This window comes from Streptomyces populi, assembly GCF_002911015.1.
Lineage (GTDB): Bacteria > Actinomycetota > Actinomycetes > Streptomycetales > Streptomycetaceae > Streptomyces > Streptomyces populi.
The window spans coordinates 55,818-73,051 of record NZ_KZ626872.1; the positions used below are offsets into that span (position 1 = coordinate 55,818).

The 17,234-nt window shown below is 73.1% G+C and carries 18 protein-coding genes; 9 read left to right on the forward strand and 9 right to left on the reverse strand.

The window, feature by feature from the left end:
• Nucleotides 1-118: 118 nt before the first annotated feature.
• The gene (def, locus tag CW362_RS18660) at nt 119-658 is read left to right on the forward strand and encodes a peptide deformylase (protein ID WP_162684118.1); all 540 of its coding nucleotides are present in this window, start codon (nt 119-121) and stop codon (nt 656-658) included.
• 156 nt (nt 659-814) lie between these two features.
• Here def and CW362_RS18665 read toward each other — a convergent pair whose 3' ends face one another.
• Complete coding sequence (locus CW362_RS18665; protein WP_103550641.1) at nt 815-1,459, reverse strand: TetR/AcrR family transcriptional regulator; 645 nt, start codon at nt 1,457-1,459, stop codon at nt 815-817.
• Nucleotides 1,460-1,628: 169 nt separating this feature from the next.
• Between CW362_RS18665 and CW362_RS18670 the strand changes: the two genes are divergently transcribed.
• A complete protein-coding gene (locus CW362_RS18670) occupies nt 1,629-2,858 on the forward strand; it encodes an acyl-CoA dehydrogenase family protein (RefSeq protein ID WP_103550642.1) in 1,230 nt (409 codons plus the stop codon).
• Between the two features lie 219 nt (nt 2,859-3,077).
• Nucleotides 3,078-3,752 (forward strand): transcriptional regulator, encoded by a 675-nt coding sequence (locus CW362_RS18675; protein ID WP_103550643.1) that lies wholly within the window; start codon nt 3,078-3,080, stop codon nt 3,750-3,752.
• A 211-nt stretch (nt 3,753-3,963) separates the two neighbouring features.
• On the opposite strand, the gene CW362_RS18680 is transcribed toward CW362_RS18675, so the two are convergent.
• The 5 genes from CW362_RS18680 to CW362_RS18700 form a co-directional block, all read right to left on the reverse strand.
• Nucleotides 3,964-4,203 carry a DUF6213 family protein gene (locus CW362_RS18680; protein ID WP_037616672.1) on the reverse strand — a complete coding sequence of 80 codons (240 nt, stop codon included), beginning with the start codon at nt 4,201-4,203 and terminating at the stop codon, nt 3,964-3,966.
• A gap of 25 nt (nt 4,204-4,228) precedes the next feature.
• Nucleotides 4,229-5,620 carry an NADP-dependent succinic semialdehyde dehydrogenase gene (locus CW362_RS18685; protein WP_103550644.1) on the reverse strand — a complete coding sequence of 464 codons (1,392 nt, stop codon included), beginning with the start codon at nt 5,618-5,620 and terminating at the stop codon, nt 4,229-4,231.
• A gap of 108 nt (nt 5,621-5,728) precedes the next feature.
• Entirely contained in the window at nt 5,729-6,205 is a 477-nt protein-coding gene (locus tag CW362_RS18690; protein ID WP_103550645.1) for an NUDIX hydrolase, read from the reverse strand.
• Complete coding sequence (locus tag CW362_RS18695; protein ID WP_103550646.1) at nt 6,202-7,740, reverse strand: ATP-dependent DNA ligase; 1,539 nt, start codon at nt 7,738-7,740, stop codon at nt 6,202-6,204. The genes CW362_RS18690 and CW362_RS18695 overlap by 4 nt, the downstream gene beginning before the upstream one ends.
• A 72-nt stretch (nt 7,741-7,812) precedes the next feature.
• Nucleotides 7,813-8,793, reverse strand: a complete 981-nt coding sequence (locus CW362_RS18700) for an NAD(P)/FAD-dependent oxidoreductase (protein WP_103550670.1) — start codon at nt 8,791-8,793, stop codon at nt 7,813-7,815.
• 77 nt (nt 8,794-8,870) lie between these two features.
• On the opposite strand from CW362_RS18700, the gene CW362_RS18705 reads away from it, so the two are divergent.
• The 6 genes from CW362_RS18705 (at nt 8,871) to CW362_RS18730 (ending at nt 14,308) form a co-directional block, all read left to right on the forward strand.
• Nucleotides 8,871-9,515, forward strand: a complete 645-nt coding sequence (locus CW362_RS18705) for a helix-turn-helix domain-containing protein (RefSeq protein WP_240657858.1) — start codon at nt 8,871-8,873, stop codon at nt 9,513-9,515.
• Between the two features lie 139 nt (nt 9,516-9,654).
• Nucleotides 9,655-10,632 carry an NADPH:quinone oxidoreductase family protein gene (locus CW362_RS18710; protein WP_103550647.1) on the forward strand — a complete coding sequence of 326 codons (978 nt, stop codon included), beginning with the start codon at nt 9,655-9,657 and terminating at the stop codon, nt 10,630-10,632.
• A complete protein-coding gene (locus CW362_RS18715) occupies nt 10,629-11,819 on the forward strand; it encodes an acyl-CoA dehydrogenase family protein (RefSeq protein WP_103550648.1) in 1,191 nt (396 codons plus the stop codon). Before CW362_RS18710 ends, CW362_RS18715 begins: the two co-directional genes overlap by 4 nt.
• Entirely contained in the window at nt 11,798-12,922 is a 1,125-nt protein-coding gene (locus tag CW362_RS18720) for an acyl-CoA dehydrogenase family protein (protein ID WP_206300984.1), read from the forward strand. Before CW362_RS18715 ends, CW362_RS18720 begins: the two co-directional genes overlap by 22 nt.
• A 223-nt stretch (nt 12,923-13,145) precedes the next feature.
• Nucleotides 13,146-14,009: a phosphatidylinositol-specific phospholipase C/glycerophosphodiester phosphodiesterase family protein gene (locus CW362_RS18725; RefSeq protein ID WP_103550649.1), complete on the forward strand. Its 864-nt coding sequence runs from the start codon at nt 13,146-13,148 to the stop codon at nt 14,007-14,009.
• A 104-nt stretch (nt 14,010-14,113) separates the two neighbouring features.
• Nucleotides 14,114-14,308, forward strand: a complete 195-nt coding sequence (locus CW362_RS18730) for a hypothetical protein (RefSeq protein WP_103550650.1) — start codon at nt 14,114-14,116, stop codon at nt 14,306-14,308.
• A gap of 33 nt (nt 14,309-14,341) precedes the next feature.
• Here the strand turns inward: CW362_RS18730 and CW362_RS18735 are convergent, their stop codons facing one another.
• The 3 genes from CW362_RS18735 to hypE form a co-directional block, all read right to left on the reverse strand.
• On the reverse strand, nt 14,342-15,571 hold the full coding sequence (locus tag CW362_RS18735) for a phosphodiester glycosidase family protein (RefSeq protein ID WP_103550651.1): 1,230 nt from the start codon (nt 15,569-15,571) through the stop codon (nt 14,342-14,344).
• Between the two features lie 75 nt (nt 15,572-15,646).
• Complete coding sequence (locus CW362_RS18740; RefSeq protein ID WP_103550652.1) at nt 15,647-16,003, reverse strand: DUF779 domain-containing protein; 357 nt, start codon at nt 16,001-16,003, stop codon at nt 15,647-15,649.
• 235 nt (nt 16,004-16,238) lie between these two features.
• On the reverse strand, nt 16,239-17,228 hold the full coding sequence (hypE, locus tag CW362_RS18745; RefSeq protein ID WP_240657859.1) for a hydrogenase expression/formation protein HypE: 990 nt from the start codon (nt 17,226-17,228) through the stop codon (nt 16,239-16,241).
• Between the last annotated feature and the right edge of the window lie 6 nt (nt 17,229-17,234).

Consider the following 17,234-nt stretch of genomic DNA (forward strand, 5'->3'; position numbering starts at 1 on the left):
TGCCCCCGGCACATGTGGGGGCTCAGCCTATCGAGATCCGCTCACGGGCCCGAATCGCGGCACCACCTCGGTGCCGGCGCGACCTGCGCGCGCCTACCAGGACCGTACCCTTGCCGCCATGCGACACGGTTCCATCCCGGGCACCCACGGACGCGTCCGGCCCCTCATCCTGCTCGGTGACCCCCTCCTGCGTACAGCCTGCGAGGACGTCACCGAATTCGGCCCCGAGCTCGCGGAGCTCGTCGAGGACATGTTCGCGACGATGTACGCCGCCGAGGGCGTCGGTCTCGCCGCGAACCAGATCGGCGTCGGTCTGAGGGTCTTCGTGTACGACTGCCCGGACGACGACGACGTCCGCCACGTGGGACACGTGGTGAACCCCCGTCTCGTCGAGGCGGACGGCGTGGTCCTGCGCGGACCCGAGGGCTGTCTCTCGCTGCCCGGTCTGGAGGCCGGGACCGAGCGGTACGACCACGCGGTCGTCGAGGGCCGGGCGCTCACCGGCGAGCCGGTCACCGTGCACGGCACGGGCTGGTTCGCGCGGTGCCTCCAGCACGAGTGCGACCACCTCGACGGCGGGGTGTACGCGGACCGGCTCACCGGGTGGCGCCGGCGTCGCCATCTGCGTCAGGTGGCACGGGCTTCCTGGAGCGGCTGAGGGCGGCCCGGCGCCGTCGGCCGTTCCCGGCGGGCGGCGCCGGGCCCCGTGACGGTCCGGCGGCCGGTGCCGGACGCTTCCGTCGGCCCGGTGGCCGGCGCCGTCCGTGTCCTTTGACGAGGTGTCCGCCTGACGGGGTGTCCGTGTGAGCCCCGGTCAGAAACCCGGGCCGCCGACACGGTCGCCCGCCGCCGCGAGGCGGCCCCACAGCAGGTCGGCCAGGCTCCGCACCAACTCGGCGCGCGAGCACGGGCGTTCGCCGAGCCACCAGTCTCCGGCGGCGTGCATCATGCCGACGATGCCGTGGCCCCACACCCGTGCCAGCTGCTGGCTGCCCGGTCCGAGATCCACCCGCTCCTCGATGACCTCGGCCAGTTCCTCACCCATGCGGCGCAGCACCGGCGCGGAGTACTTGCCCACGTCGAACCCCGGGTCGCCCGGCTGGCCGCCCTCCGCCGGATGCATCAGGAACCGGTACACCTGCGGCCGTGCCTCGATGGCGGCCAAGTACGTGTCGAGCGTCGACTCCACGCGCTCACGCCGTTCGGCCGGGGCGTCCAGTGCCGCCCGCAGCGCTTCGAGGAGCGCGTCGGTGTGCCGCTTGGCGAGGGCGGCGTAGAGGCCGCCCTTGTCGCCGAAGTGGCGGTACAGGATGGGCTTCGTGATGCCGGCCTCCGCGGCGATGGCGTTCATGGAGGCCCCGGGGCCGTCACGGAGCACCACTCTGTCGGCGGCTTCCAGCAGTTCGCGCCGGCGGCGGTCGGCGGACCTCTGCTGATCGGTCCGCTGTGTGGTGTCCATGTGCTCTCCCCACCCGTGGTGATTCGGTGACGCTTGCGCAAACTAACACTGATCGTCGTATGGGTATCGAACGGGATGCCGAGCCGAACTCGGGAGTTGACTTTTCTTACTAGCCAGTAACACACTCCAGTTACCGCAAGTAACAGCTTAGTGCAGCGCTGGAGGGGACATGGCCGAGTTCACCATGGAGCTCAACGACGAACAGAAGGAGGTCCGGGACTGGCTGCACGGCTTCGCCGCCGATGTCATCCGTCCCGCGGCCGCCGAATGGGACGAGCGTGAGGAGACTCCCTGGCCGGTCATCCAGGAGGCCGCGAAGGTCGGCATCTACTCCCTGGACTTCTACGCCCAGCAGTACTTCGACCCCACCGGCCTCGGCATACCCATGGCGATGGAGGAGCTGTTCTGGGGGGACGCGGGCATCGCGCTGTCCATCGTCGGCACCGGCCTGGCCGCCGTGGGCGTCCTCGCCAACGGCACCGAGGAGCAGGTCGGCACCTGGATCCCCCAGATGTACGGCGATGCCAACGATGTCAAGGTCGCCGCCTTCTGCTCCTCCGAGCCCGACGCCGGTTCCGACGTCGCCTCGATGCGCACGCGCGCCGTCTACGACGAGGCCAAGGACGAGTGGGTCCTGAACGGCACGAAGACCTGGGCCACCAACGGCGGCATCGCCAACGTCCACGTCGTCGTCGCGGTCGTCGACGCGGAACTCGGCTCCAAGGGCCACGCCTCCTTCATCGTGCCGCCGAACACGCCCGGCCTGTCCCAGGGCCAGAAGTTCAAGAAGCACGGCATCCGCGCCTCGCACACCGCCGAGGTCGTCCTGGAGAACGTCCGCGTCCCCGGCTCCTGTCTCCTGGGCGGCAAGGAGAAGCTCGACGAGCGCCTCGCCCGTGCCCGTGAGCGCGTCAGGGCCGGTGGCGGCGAGCGGGTGAAGAACGCCGCGATGGCCACCTTCGAGGCCTCCCGCCCGGCCGTCGGCGCCATGGCGGTGGGCACCGCGCGGGCCGCGTACGAGGTCGCCCTCGACTACGCGAAGACGCGTGAGCAGTTCGGCCGCCCCATCATCGACAACCAGGGCGTCGCCTTCCAGCTCGCCGACATGCGCACCTCGATCGACGCGGCGCGGCTGCTGGTCTGGCGGGCGTCCTGGATGGCGGTCAACGGCAAGCAGTTCACCGCGGCCGAGGGCTCGATGTCGAAGCTGTTCGCCAGCGAGACGGCGAAGAAGGTCACGGCCCAGGCCATCCAGATCCTGGGCGGCAACGGCTACACGCGCGAGTACCCGGTGGAGCGGATGCACCGCGACGCGGCCATCTACACGATCTTCGAAGGCACCAGCGAGATCCAGCGCCTGGTGATCGCCCGCACGCTGTCGGGCATGCCGATCCGCTGACGCTCCGCCGCACGGGCCGGGGGCCGGGAACGGCCCCCGTCGTGTCCCCCGCTTCCGTGCCGGTACCCGCGCGGTACGGGGGCGAGCGCGTCCGGGCCGCCCTCCCGGCTGCCGTCACCCCACCGGACCTGGGACTTCGCGTCGCAGCGCGGTGAACCGGCGATGACCGTGCACTCTGGTCGCGGGGGCTCGGAGTCAGCCGGACCGAAGGAGCGCGCGATGACGCGGACGGCCAGAGAACTGCTGGAGGGCGTCACCGGGAAACTCGCCCCGGACCCCCATGCCAACCGGCTGCTGCCCCTGGTCGCCCGGGGCGCCGCCCAACTCGGCACGCTCGCGGCCCTCGCCCTGGAACAGCGCCATGTGATCGCAGCGGACCACCGGGCCTTCGTCCACCTGGCCGAACGCTCGGCGGCCGACCCGGCGACCGCCGCCTTCTTCGAGATGCTCGCGAAGGACGAGGTGACGGCCGGTGAACGGCTCACCGCGTTCGCCGCCGCGGTGGGGGCCGACGAGGCGAGGGCGGCGGAGTACGAACCGCTGGCCGACTGCCAGGCCTATCCCGCGTACGTCGCCCTGCTCGCGCTGAACGGGGAGCCGGCCGACATGGTCCTCGCGCTCGGCGCCAACGTCGCCGCGTGGGGCGGTTACTGCGAGACCATCGCCGAGGCCCTGCGCCGTCACTACGGCTTCGACGACGAGGTCTGCGGTTTCTTCGACTTCTTCGCCGAGCCGGCGCCCGAGCTGGAGAGCAGGGCGCTGACCGCGGTGCAGGCCGGTCTCGACGCCGAACGGATCTCGATGGACGACGTCCTGCGCCACGGGCGACTGCTCCAGGCCTACGAGGCGAAGTTCTGGCACGCGCTGTGGGAGCTGGACCAGAGGGTCGCCTGAGCCCGGCGGGCCGGGCCACCGGGCCGGGTCCGCCGGACCCCGGCCCCGGCAGGGGGCCGCCCGGTGGTGACCGTCGGTGCACGGCGGGGGCCGTCGACGGGGCCGGCCCCGACGGTGACCACGGGCCGGTGTGTCCGGCCGTGACCACCGGCCGGACGGCGTCCCGCGGGGGACACCGTCCGTGGCTCCGGCTCGGCGCCGTCGCCGGGGTTCAGCGGCCGTTCGGCCCGCTGCTGTGCGCGATGCAGGCCACGTCGATCCGGTCGGCCAGCTTGGCCAGTTCGATCGTGAGAGCGGCCACCGTGTCCTCGTCGAGGCCGTCCTGGCCGGCCTCCACCAGATGCAGCCACCGGCCGCCCACCGTGCGCAACAGCTTGCTGACGTCGGCGGCCGCCACCTGCAACGTGCCGCGGTCGTCGACGATCAGGGGGAGGGTCACTTCGCGGTTCACACGAGGGATCGTAGCTGCGGAACGCTCACGCTCCGTGCCATACGGTGGTGATGTTGCAGAACTCGCGGATTCCGTGCCCCGACAGCTCACGCCCGTAGCCGGACCGCTTCTCCCCGCCGAAGGGGAACGCCGGGTGCGAGGCCGTCATCCCGTTGACGAACACCCCGCCCGCCTCGGAATCACGTACGAACCGCTCCACCTCGGCCGCGTCACGGGTCCACAGGTTCGAGCTCAGCCCGAACGGGGTGTCGTTGGCGAGGGCCACCGCCTCGTCCAGGCCGGCGGCCCGGTACAGCGTGGCGACCGGCCCGAACGTCTCCTCCAGGTGGATGCGCATGCCGGGCGTGATGCCGGTGAGCACGGTCGGCGCGTAGTACCAGCCGCCGTCGAGACCCTCGGGGCGTCCGCCACCGCACAGCACCGTCGCGCCCTTCTCCACGGCGTCGTCCACCAGCTCCTCCAGGTCGGTGCGGCCCTGTTCGGTGGAGAGCGGCCCGATCTCGGTGTCCTCCTCCAGCGGGTCGCCGATCTTGAGGGCCCGCATGCCCGCGGTGAACCGCTCCGCGAAGGCGTCGAACACGTCGGCGTGCACGATGAACCGCTTGGCGGCGATGCACGACTGCCCGTTGTTCTGCGCACGCGCGGTGACGGCGACCGTCGCGGCGCGCTCCACGTCGGCGGACGGCATCACGACGTACGGGTCGCTGCCGCCCAGCTCCAGCACCGTCTTCTTCACCTCGTCCCCGGCGACCGAGGCGACCGCCCGGCCCGCCGGTTCGCTGCCGGTGAGGGTGGCCGCCTTGACCCGGGGGTCGCGCAGGACGCCCTCGACCGCCCCCGACCCGATCAGCAGCGTCTGGAAGCAGCCCTCGGGGAAGCCCGCCCGGCGGAACAGGTCCTCCAGGTACAGGGCGGTCTGGGGCACGTTCGAGGCGTGCTTGAGCAGTCCCACGTTGCCCGCCATCAGTGCGGGCGCGGCGAAGCGGACCACCTGCCAGAGCGGGAAGTTCCACGGCATCACCGCGAGCACGGGGCCGATCGGCCGGTAGCGCGCGAGGACCCGGGAGGCCCCGGAGTCCGCCGCGTCGGCGGGGGCGGCCAGCTCGTCGGCGAGCAGGTCCTCGGCGTGGTCGGCGTACCAGCGCATGGCCTTGGCGCACTTGGCGGCCTCCGCCCGGGCCTGCTTGACCGGCTTGCCCATCTCGGTGGTCATCACCCGGCCGATGTCCTCCAGGTCCTCGTCCAGGAGACCGGCGGCGCGGTGCATGAGCCGCGCCCGCTCGGCGAACGAGGTGGTGCGATACGTGCGGAACGTGGCCTCGGCGGCAGCGAGCCTGCGCTCGATCTCCTCGGCGCCGAGGGCGTCGTACGTCTTGAGCGTCTCGCCGTTCGCCGGGTTCACCGTCGCGATGGGCATGCCGACCTCCTGAAAGCGGACTGTTCCCCGACCCTCCCGCGCGGTGCGGTGCCGCGCAACGCGGGCGGGCCCGAGGCGAGCCGACGCTCCTGGCCGAACGCCGACTCTTCAGACCGAGTGCTCAGCCAGCCGGTCGAGAAACACGGTCTGGGCGGTCACCAGCAGAGTCCGGGCCCGCTCCGGGGTCATCCACTCCACCCGGTCGAGTTCGGGGAACTCCTGGCGCCGCCCCGACCTCGGCGGCCACTCCATCGTGAACGTGCCGGGGACCACGGCCGCCGGATCGAGGTCCGCCTCGACCGCCCAGGCCGTGACGACCTTGCCGTTCGTCTGGGTGACCTCGCCGAGCGCGATCGCCTCCCCGTCGGGCGGCGGCAGTCCGAGTTCCTCCCGGAACTCGCGCCGGGCGGCGTCCCAGGCCGTCTCGTCGGGCCCGTACTCGCCCTTGGGGAGCGTCCAGGCCCCGGCGTCGCGCCGCGCGAAGTACGGGCCGCCCATGTGGCCGACCAGCACCTCCACGCCGTGGCCGGTGCGCCGGAACAGCAGCAGTCCCGCGCTCCTCCTCCCGTGCTGTGATCCGCTCATCGCGTCACCTCCGGGTGGGCGGCCAGCAGGGTGTCGACGGTGTCGGCCTCGGCGGCCGGCTTGTCCTCGCGGTAGCGCACGACCCGGGCGAAGCGGAGGGTGACCCCGGCCGGGTAGCGGGTGGAGCGTTGCAGACCGTCGTACGCGATCTCCACGACGAGCTCGGGCCGCACGGTCACCACGTGGCCGTCGTCGGCGACGGCCAGCTCCCGGAGGCGTTCGGTCTGCCAGGCGAGCATCACGTCGGTCATGCCCTTGAAGGTCTTGCCGAGCATGGCGAAGGAGCCGTCACCGGTGCGGGCGCCCAGGTGCAGGTTGGAGAGCTTGCCGGTGCGCCGCCCGTGTCCCCATTCGGCCGCCAGGACGACCAGGTCGAGGGTGTGCACGGGTTTGACCTTGAGCCAGGAGGCGCCGCGCCGGCCCGCGCCGTACGGGGCGTCGAGGGCCTTCACGACGACGCCCTCGTGCCCCCGGGCCAGGGTGTCGGCGAGGAACGTCTCGGCCTGTCTGGTGTCGTCCGGCCCCCGCACGAGCGTCCGCCGCACCCGCATCGGCTCGGGCACCAGCCGTGCCAGCTCCGCGTGCCGCTCGGTGAACGGCAGGTCCAGCAGGTCCCGCCCGTCGACGGACAGGGCGTCGAAGAAGACGGGGGAGACGGGCACGGTCTCCGCGGCCGCCGCCACGTCCACGCGCGACCCCACCCGAGCGGCCGTCTCCTGGAAGGAACGCGGCCGCCCCCGGTCGTCCAGCGCGATCACCTCACCGTCCAGGATGAACCGCTCGCCCCGCAACTCCCGTGCGACAGAGATGAGTTCGGGAAGTCGGTCGGTGATGTCGTCGAGGGTGCGGGTGTAGACGCGGACGTCCTCGCCGTCCCGGTGCAGCTGCACCCGGATACCGTCGAGCTTCTCCTCGACCGCGCAGGCGCCGAGCTTGCCGACCGCCTCGGAGACGGAGGAGGCGGTGTGGGCCAGCATCGGCAGCACCGGGCGGCCGACGGTGAGCCGGAAGCCGTCCAGGGCTCCCGGACCGTCCGCCAGGAGGGCCCGCGCCACCGCCGACAGCGAACCCGCCAGCATCACCGCCCGGCGTACGTCCCCCGCGGGCGCGCCGGTCGCCTCCGCCAGCCCCTCGGTCGCGAGTGCGTCCAGCGCGCCCTGGCGCACCTCACCGGTGAGCAGCCCGAACAGGAAACGCTGCTCCTCCTCGGTCGCCGCCCCCATCAACTCACCTACCAGACGGGCCCGTTCGGCCTGTGAACCGGCGCCGGAGACCTCGCCGAGCGCGGTGAGCCGGGTGTCGACCTCGCGGACGGTGAGGGTGGGGGCGGCGGCGGGGGCGACCGGGGTGCTCAGCACCTTCCAGCCGACACCGACGCGGCCCTGCGGGAGGCGGCCCGCCAGGTAGGGGATCACGACGGGCGCGTCGTCCGCCTCGGCGTCCCGGAACAGCTCCGCGAGCAGAGCGGTCTTCCGGGACCGCGCCGAGGTGGCGGCGACCTCCTGGGACACGTGGGCGAGCCGGCTCAGCAGCATGCAGCCATCGTGCAACGCGAGTGCCCGCCGCACACCCGTACGGGACGTGGGACGTGTCCCGTACGGCGTGTTTCAGCCCTGTCCGCGCGCGATCGCCGCGTCGAGGTCGGCGAGGAGGAGTTCGCCGTTGAGCGTGGCCGCCGCCCGGTATCCGCCGCTCGCCGCGTTCACCACCTGCTCGGCGAAACCGGCGGCGTTGCCGGCCGCCCAGACGCCCGGCACGCTCGTCAGCCCGGTCGGGTCCGTCACCGGGTAGCTGCCGAACGGCGTCTCCCGCAGTTCCGCGCCCAGCCCCTCCAGCAGGCCGGTCCGCGGCACCGGGCGCGGGGCCACGAACAGCACGGAGCGCTCGTGCGTGGCCCCGTCCGCGAGCCGCACCCCGGTGAGCCGGTCCCCGGCGACCACCAACCCGGCGACCTCGCCCGGCACCACGGCGACGCCCGCGGCGGCGAGCCGGCGCAGGTCCTCGTCGGAGAGCTCGTCCTCGGCCACCGTGTGCAGGAACAGCGTGACGTCCTTCGACCACTGGCCGACCATCAGCGCCTGGTGCACGCTCATCGGCGTCGTGGCCAGCACGCCGAAGGCCTGGTCGCGCACCTCCCAGCCGTGGCAGTACGGGCAGTGCAGCACGTCGCGCCCGAAGCGCTCGGCGACGCCGGGCACCCGCGGCATCTCGTCGGCCAGCCCCGTCGTGACGATCAGCCGGCGGGCGTGGACGGTGCGCCCGGACCCGGTCGTGACGTCGAACTCCCCGGCGCCGTCCCGGACGACGTCCGTCACCCGGTCCCGGACGATCTCCACCCCGTACCCCTCGACCTCCCGCCGTCCCTCGGCGAGGAACTCGGCGGGCGGCATGCCGTCGCGGGTCAGATAGCCCTGCATGTGCGCGGCGGGCGCGTTGCGCGGCTCGCCCTCGTCGACGACGAGCGTCCGGCGCCGTGCCCGGCCGAGGACCAAGGCCGCGGAGAGCCCCGCCGTTCCGCCGCCCACGACGACCGCCTCGTAGGTTCCGGTGGATGTTCCGGCCGTCGGCCCGGTCTTCGTCTCGGTCATGGTGACCACCTCCACGGAGAAGGTCGCCCGGAACCCGCCGGATTGACAAACCTCTTTGCCGATTCTGCAATAGGGGGATGAGTGACGCGGCCCGTGCGGGCGACAGTGGCCAGGGCGGGCGCGGAGCGACCGGTGACGCGGCGACGGACGAGGTCCTCGCCGAGGTGGGCCCGCGGCTGCGGCGCATCAGGAAGGAGCGCGGGGCGACCCTGGCCGGGCTGTCCGAGGCGACCGGCATCTCGGTGAGCACGCTCTCGCGTCTGGAATCGGGGCTGCGCAAGCCCAGTCTGGAACTGCTGCTGCCCATCGCACGGGCCCATCGGGTCGCCCTGGACGAACTGGTCGGCGCCCCGCCGGTCGGGGACCCGCGGGTGCGTGCCGAGCCGATGGTGCGCCACGGCCGCACGTACTGGCCGCTGACCAGCCGGCCCGGCGGACTCCAGGCGTACAAGGTGCTCGAACCGAAGCGGACGACGGAACCCGATCCGCGCACGCACGAGGGCTACGAATGGCTGTACGTGCTGTCCGGGCGGCTGCGGGTGGTCCTCGGCGAGCACGACGTCGTGCTGGAGGCGGGGGAGGCGGCGGAGTTCGACACCCGCGTGCCGCACTGGTTCGGGTCGACGGGGGAGGGGCCCGCGGAGTTCCTGAGCCTGTTCGGGCCGCAGGGGGAGCGGATGCACGTACGGGCGCGGCCCAAGGCCCGGTCCGAGGAGGTGTGAGCGCAGGCGGCGGGGCGGTCCGGGGCACCCGCGCGGGGCGTGGTGAAGACGAGGGCCGTCCGCTGTTCCCAGGTGGGCAAGCGACCGCTTAGTATGCGAAGGACCCCGGTCAGCCGACGCAGTCCCCTGGAGGCCCCGCATGCAGGCATGGCAAGTGCACCAGAACGGCGAGCCCGCAGAGGCGATGCGCCTGCTGGAGGTGGACCGGCCGGCCCCCGGTGACGGCCAGGTCCTGCTCAAGGTGCGCGCCGCGAACATCAACTTCCCCGACGCGCTGATGTGCCGCGGCCAGTACCAGGTCAGGCCGCCGCTGCCGTTCACACCGGGCGTGGAGATCTGCGGCGAGACCGAGGACGGCCGCCGGGTGATCGCCAACCCCGCGCTGCCGCACGGCGGCTTCGCCGAGTACGCGGTCGCGGACGCCGCCGCCCTGCTGCCGGCTCCCGACGCCCTCGACGACGCCGAGGCCGCCGCCCTGCACATCGGCTACCAGACCGGCTGGTTCGGACTGCACCGCCGGGCCCGTCTGGAGGCCGGCGAGACGCTGCTCGTCCACGCGGCCGCCGGAGGCGTAGGCAGCGCTGCCGTACAGCTCGGGAAGGCGGCGGGCGCGCGGGTCATCGGTGTCGTGGGCGGCGCCGACAAGGCCCAGGTCGCGCGCGAGCTGGGCTGCGACGTCGTGATCGACCGGCGTACCGAGGACGTGATCGGCGCCGTCAAGGAGGCGACCGGCGGACGCGGCGCGGACGTGATCTACGACCCCGTGGGCGGCGAGGCCTACACCCAGTCCACGAAGGTCGTCGCCTTCGAGGGCCGGATCGTGGTCGTCGGCTTCGCGAGCGGCTCCATCCCGAGCCCCGCGCTGAACCACGCCCTCGTCAAGAACTACGCGATCCTCGGCCTGCACTGGGGCCTGTACAACACCAAGAACCCGAAGCTCGTCCTGCACTGCCACGAACAGCTCACCGAGCTGGCCGCACGGGGCGCGATCAAGCCGCTGGTGAGCGAGCGGGTGCCGCTGAGCGCGGCCGCCGACGCCGTGCAGCGGGTCGCCGACGGAGTCACCACCGGGCGGATCGCCGTGGTGCCCACACTGGAGAACGGAGCCGCCGCATGACCGACGCAGCCGAACTGCGCCGCCGCACCCAGGAGCTGCTGGCCGCACACCCGCCCGGGGAGACGGACCGGCTGGACTTCCTGAGGGCCCGCTTCGACGCCGGGCTCGCCTGGGTGCACTACCCCGAGGGCCTCGGCGGACTCGGCGCCCCGCGCAGCCTCCAGACCGTCGTGGACGCCGAACTGGCGGCCGCGGGCGCGCCCGACAACGACCCGCGGCGGATCGGCATCGGCCTCGGCATGGCCGCCCCGACCATCCTCGGCTTCGGCACGGAGGAGCAGAAGCGGCGCTTCCTGCGGCCCCTGTGGACCGGAGAGGAGGTGTGGTGCCAGCTCTTCAGCGAGCCCGGCGCCGGATCGGACCTCGCCGCGCTCGGCACCCGCGCGGTCCGCGAGGGCGGCGAGGACGGCGACTGGGTCGTCAACGGGCAGAAGGTGTGGACCTCCAGCGCCCACCTCGCCCGCTTCGCCATCCTCATCGCCCGCACCGACCCGGACGTGCCCAAGCACCGGGGCATCACGTACTTCGTCTGCGACATGAGCGACCCGGGCGTCGACGTGCGCCCGCTGCGCCAGATCACCGGCGAGGCCGAGTTCAACGAGGTCTTCCTCACCGACGTCCGCATCCCCGACGCCCACCGCCTCGGCGAGGTCGGCGACGGCTGGCGGGTCGCGCAGACCACCCTCATGAACGAGCGCGTCTCCATCGGCGGCATGCGCATCCCGCGCGAGGGCGGCATGATCGGCCCGGTCGCGAAGACCTGGCGCGAGCGGCCCGAACTGCGCACCCACGACACGCACCAGCGGCTGCTGCGACTGTGGGTCGAGGCCGAGGTCGCCCGCCTGTCCGGCGAACGGCTGCGCCAGCAGCTCGTCGCCGGCCAGCCGGGCCACGAGGGCGCCGGCATGAAGCTCGGCTTCGCCCGGCTCAACCAGGAGATCAGCGGTCTGGAGGTCGAACTCCTCGGCGAGGAGGGCCTGCTGTACGAGGACTGGACGATGCGCCGGCCGGAACTGGTCGACTTCACCGGCCGGGACGCCGGATACCGCTACCTGCGCTCCAAGGGCAACAGCATCGAGGGCGGGACCAGCGAGGTCCTGCTGAACATCGTCGCCGAACGCGTCCTCGGCCTGCCGTCCGAGCCGCGCACCGACAAGGACGTCGCATGGAAGGACCTCGCCCGATGAGCCAGGTGAGCACCGAGCCCGATCTGCTCTACACCGAGGAGGAGGAGGCGCTGCGCGCCGCCGTCCGCGACCTCCTCACCGACCGCTGCGCCGCGGCGGACGTCATCACCCGCACCGAGTCGGGCACCCCGCACGACGCCGACCTGTGGAAGGCCCTCGCGGAGGGCATGGGCCTCGCCGGCCTCCTGGTGCCCGAGGAGCGGGGCGGCCAGGGCGCCACGCACCGCGAGGCCGCCGTGGTCCTGGAGGAACTGGGCCGCGCCGTCGCTCCCGTGCCGTATCTGACGAGCGCCGTGGTCGCGACCGAGGCGCTGCTGGCCTGCGAGGGACCCGCCGCGGCCGAACTGCTCGCCGCGCTCGCCTCCGGCCGGACCGTGGGCGCCCTCGCCGTCGCGCTGAACGCCGGACCGGGAGCCGCCCACCGGGCCGTCCGCCTGGAGAACGGCTCCCTGCACGGCGAGCTGACCGGCATCGCGGACGCCGCGGCCGCCGACGTCCTGCTGGTCCCGGCCGAGGACGGCGGACTGTACGCCGTCGACGCGGACGCCGTCACGATCGTCCCGCAGGTCAGCCTCGACCAGACCCGGCCGCTCGCCCGGATCACCTTCGACGCCGCGCCCGGGCGCCGGCTCACCGCGGACGCGCCCGGTGCCGTACGGCGCGCGCTGCGGGCCGGGGCCGGACTGCTCGCCTCCGAACAGCTCGGCATCGCCGACCACTCGCTGACGGAGACGGTCCGCTACCTCAAGGAGCGCAAGCAGTTCAACCGGCCGGTCGGCGGATTCCAGGCGCTCAAGCACCGGCTGGCCCAGGTGTGGCTGGAGGTCGTGGGCGCCCGCGCCGCGGCCCGGAACGCCGCCGACGCGCTGGCCACCGCCAGTGCGGACGCCGATCTGGCGGTCGCCGTCGCCCAGGCGTACGCGGCACCCGTCGCCGTGCACGCCGCGGAGGAGGCGGTCCAGCTGCACGGCGGCATCGGCATGACCTGGGAGCACCCGGCGCACCTCCACCTCAAGCGCGCCAAGGCCGACTCGATCGCCTACGGCACGGCGGGCGCGCACCGCGAGGCCCTGGCCGAACTGGTCGACCTGCGGGCGCCCTGACACCGGTCCCGCGAAGAGCCCGTCCCGTCCGGGGCGGGCTCTTCGCGTGCGCCCGCCGCACGGGGACGGGAGCAGAGGACGCCGGTCCCTCCTGATCCGGTTGTTCCGGTGAAGTGAACGCGTCACGTCGGTCCGGCCAACTCCCGCCGGGGCGAGGTTCTCCGGCCCGCGCCGGCCGCATACTCCCCGATGTCATCGACGGCATCCCCAAGGGAGGCGGGCCATGGCCCTCACCACTCGACGCAGAGCCCTCACCACTCTCGGCAGCGCCCTCACCGGCGCGTTCGTCCTGCCCGCCCCGCGGTCCCTCGCGGACGAGGCGAAGCCCGGCCTCCGCCCCCTGTGGCGGGCCCACGCGCACAACGACTACGAGCACCCCCGTCCCCTCCTCGACGCGCTCGACCACCGCTTCGGCAGCGTCGAGGCCGACGTCCACCTCGTCGACGGTCAACTCCTCGTCGCCCACGACCCGGTGGAACTCGACCCCGCCCGCACCCTCGAATCCCTCTACCTCGAACCGCTGGCGGCCCGCGTCAGGGCCGGCCACGGCTCGGTGTACCGCGGCCACCGCCGGCCGCTTCAGTTACTCGTCGACATCAAGACCGAGGGTTCCTCGACCTACCTCGAACTCGACCGCCATCTGCGCCGGTACCGGCACCTGTTCACCTCGTACGCGCACGGGCGGGTGCGCCCCGGCCCGGTCACGGCCGTGATCTCCGGGGACCGTGCGGCGCGGGCGCCCATGGAGGCACAGACCGAACGGCTCGCCTTCTACGACGGTCGGCTCGCCGACCTCGGCGGCACCGCCCCCGCCTCCTTCGTTCCCCTGATCAGCGACAACTGGGCCCTCAACTTCGGCTGGTCGGGCGACGGCCCGTTCCCGGACGCCGAACGAGAGAAGCTGCGCGGCATCATGGCCACCGCGCACGCGCGCCGGCAGAAGGTCCGGTTCTGGGCCACCCCGGACCTCGCCGGACCGGCACGCGAGGCGCTCTGGCGCGAACTGCTCGCCGCCGACGTCGACTACCTCAACACCGATGACCTGGGCGGTCTCGAGGAGTTCCTGGACGCCCACGACCGACGGTAGAAGACCACCCGTTCGGGGGACACGTCAGCCGCCCGGACGATCCCTCCGCTACGCCACACTTACGGCCGAACGCCGCGAAGCGGACGTGGCGGAGGAGGTTGACGATGGCCATTTCCATCTCTGCGGTGCTGTTTCTCCTGGTGCTGGCGGTGATCTTCCTGCGCAACGGAGGGCTGAAGGTCTCCCACGCCCTGGTCTGCGCCCTGCTCGGGTTCCTGCTGGCCAGCACGAGCATGGCCCCGGCCATCCACAGCGGCATCACCTCGACGGCCGACCTCGTGGGCAGCCTGTCCCCCTGACGGGACCGCACCAGGGGCCGACCGGGGGCCGCGTCAGGGGCCCGCGAACACCCCGATGCCGTTGGGGACGGGACGCTCGGCGCCGCCGCTCGGATGGTTGAGGACACTGACGGCGTCCGCCCCCGCCCGCCGGGCGACCATCGTGGTGGACCCACCGCCGTCCAGACTGAAGGCGTCCTCGGACCCCAGCTCCCTCATCGCACGGGTGACCTCGGCGATGGTGAGTCCGGCGCGGAACTCCGGGGCGCCGTCCAGGGCCAGGAGCTGCATCCGGCGCCCGTGGTCGGAGAAGCCCACCGCGGTGCGTACGGCCGAGGTCCTGTCGTCCAGACCCGGCAGCGGCACCCCGCCGGTCATCATCGGATAGCCGCCGACCGCGAACCGGTAGGGCACCCGCGAGGACTTCGCGACCAGCCGGTGCCGTACCCCGACCCGTTCGCCCACGGACAGTTTCCGCAGCTCCCGGGCGCCCGCCTCGCGGCCGACCAGCACGGTGGTGTCCCGGGCGACGGTCCCGCTCCCCGGGGCGTCGGCGGTGGACACGACCCGCCCGCGGCGGACCGTCACCTCGTAGGTGTCGTCGCTGCACGGAGCGGCCCGGTCCGTGTCCGTGCCGCAGGTCGCCCGGACCCGGGAGGCGCCGCCCCAGTCCCCGGTGAACGCGCCGACGGAGCCGACCGGGAGCGCGTACTGGTTGAACCCGCCGAGCGGCCAGATGCCGTCGGCGCTGCGGACGGACCCGTCCAGGGCCACGCCGTCCAGCCGGGCCCGGCGGTCGAAGCCGACCCCGAACACGTCCTCGGTGCTCGTGCCGGGCGGCAGCGCCGGTCCGAACCGCTGGCCGTCGGGGACCGCGGCCTTGAGACCGTGGCCGCTCGCGATCGCCGGGCCCACCGTCGCGCCCGTCGCCTCGACGCCCGGATGCTGGGTCTCCGTGATGTTGAAGAAGTCTCCGTTGACCCCGGCGACCGCGCCCCGGGAGTCGGCCAGTTGTGACACGGGAGCCCGGGACGCCACCTTGCCGGGGTAGAGGAGGTCGACCCGCACATGGGGATTGCGCAGATCGACGTTCAGGATGTGCGCGTGCGCCACACCCTTGGCCGCCGGGATGTCCAGCTCCGTGTACGTGACGCCGGGCGCGATGCGGGTCGCGTCCTCCGCGCCACTGGCCGGTGCCGCCCCCGCCAGGGCCGCGCCGGCCAGTGCTCCGCTTGCCGTGAAGACCGCCAGTGCCGTTCTGAACCGTCTGCCAAGACGCGTCACGGTGCCCCCTGATGTCTCGTCAACTCTGCCAGGACTCAGGGGAATTGCACCAGAGACGGGGACCCGGGCCGGTGGCTAGGCGCCGACGACGCGGGAACGGATCAGAAAACGCACTCCTTCGGGTGCTTCGAGGGAGAAGCCGCTGCCGCGGCCCGCCACGACGTCCACGATCAGGCGTGTGTGGCTCCACAGCTCGAACTGGCTCCGGGACATCCAGAAGGAGACCGGCTCCTCGACGCCCTCGACCTCCAGCTCGGCCAGCAGGACGTCGGAACCGCCGGTGCGGAACTCGCCCTCCGGGTAGCACATGGGCGCGCTGCCGTCGCAGCAGCCGCCCGACTGATGGAACATCAGCGGTCCGTGCCGGCTCCGCAGGCTCCTCAGCAGTTCGGCGGCCGCGGGTGTCAGCTCCACGCGCGGGACGACGTCCATCGGCTTCCCCCTCGGGTCTCACGGCTGTCGCGGACCAGCCGACCATCCCGGACGTTGCGAGAGGGTTGCACACCCCGGACATCCGGACATCCGCACACCCGCGCACCCGGACACGCCGGAGGCCGGTCCCCGGCGCGGCCCGCGTGGTGCGGGTCGTCACCGAGGACCGGCCTCGGATCGCGCTCGTGCCGGCCGACGGGGTGTCAGCCGCCGCGGTGGGCGCGGACGCGGTGGGTCAGCAGATGCGCGGGAGCTGCTCCCCGAGCGGCATGTCCACCACCCGGGTGCCGCCCAGCCCGGTGGCCGCGACCACCATGCCGGGATGGTCGGGGACGCAGTGTCCGATCGCCACGGACTCCTTGCCCAGCGGGTGGGCCCGCATCGCCGCGAGCACGGCGTCGGCGTGCTCGGCCGCCACGAAGGCCACCAGCTTGCCCTCGTTGGCCACGTACAGCGGGTCGAGGCCGAGGAAGGCGCAGGCGTTGGCGACCGTCTCCGGGACGGGCAGGGAGCGCTCGTCCAGCGTGATGCCGACCCGCGCCGCCGCGGCGATCTCGTTCAGGGAGGTGGCGAGCCCGCCGCGGGTCGGATCACGCAGCACGTGCAGATCCGGGCACACGGCCAGCATGTCCGCGACCAGACCGGCCAGCGACGCGGTGTCGCTCTGGATCTCGACCCCGAACTCGAGACCCTCCCGCACGCTCATGATCGCCACTCCGTGCACGCCGATGGGCCCGCTGACCAGCACCACGTCACCGGGGGCCGCGCGCTGCGGGCGGATGTCGACGCCGTCCGGGATCAGGCCGATCCCGGCGGTGTTGATGAAGACGCCGTCGCCGTGACCGGCGTCGACGACCTTGGTGTCACCGGTGGCGACCAGCACCCCGGCGGTCCTGGCCGCCTCGCCCATCGCCTCGGCCACGCGCCCCACGACGGAGAGTTCGACGCCCTCCTCCAGGATGAACCCGCAGGAGAGATAGGCCGGTACGGCCCCCGCCATGGCCAGGTCGTTGACCGTGCCGTTGACGGCGAGGTCGCCGATGCTGCCGCCGGGGAAGAACAGCGGCCGGACGACGAAGGAGTCGGTGGAGAAGGCGAGCCGGGCCCCGCCCATTCGCAGATGGGCCGCGTCGCCGAGCTCGGCGAGCACGGAGTTCCCGAAGGCCGGCGCGAACAGGTGCTCCACCAGTTCGGCGGAGAGCGTGCCGCCACCGCCGTGACCCATCACGAT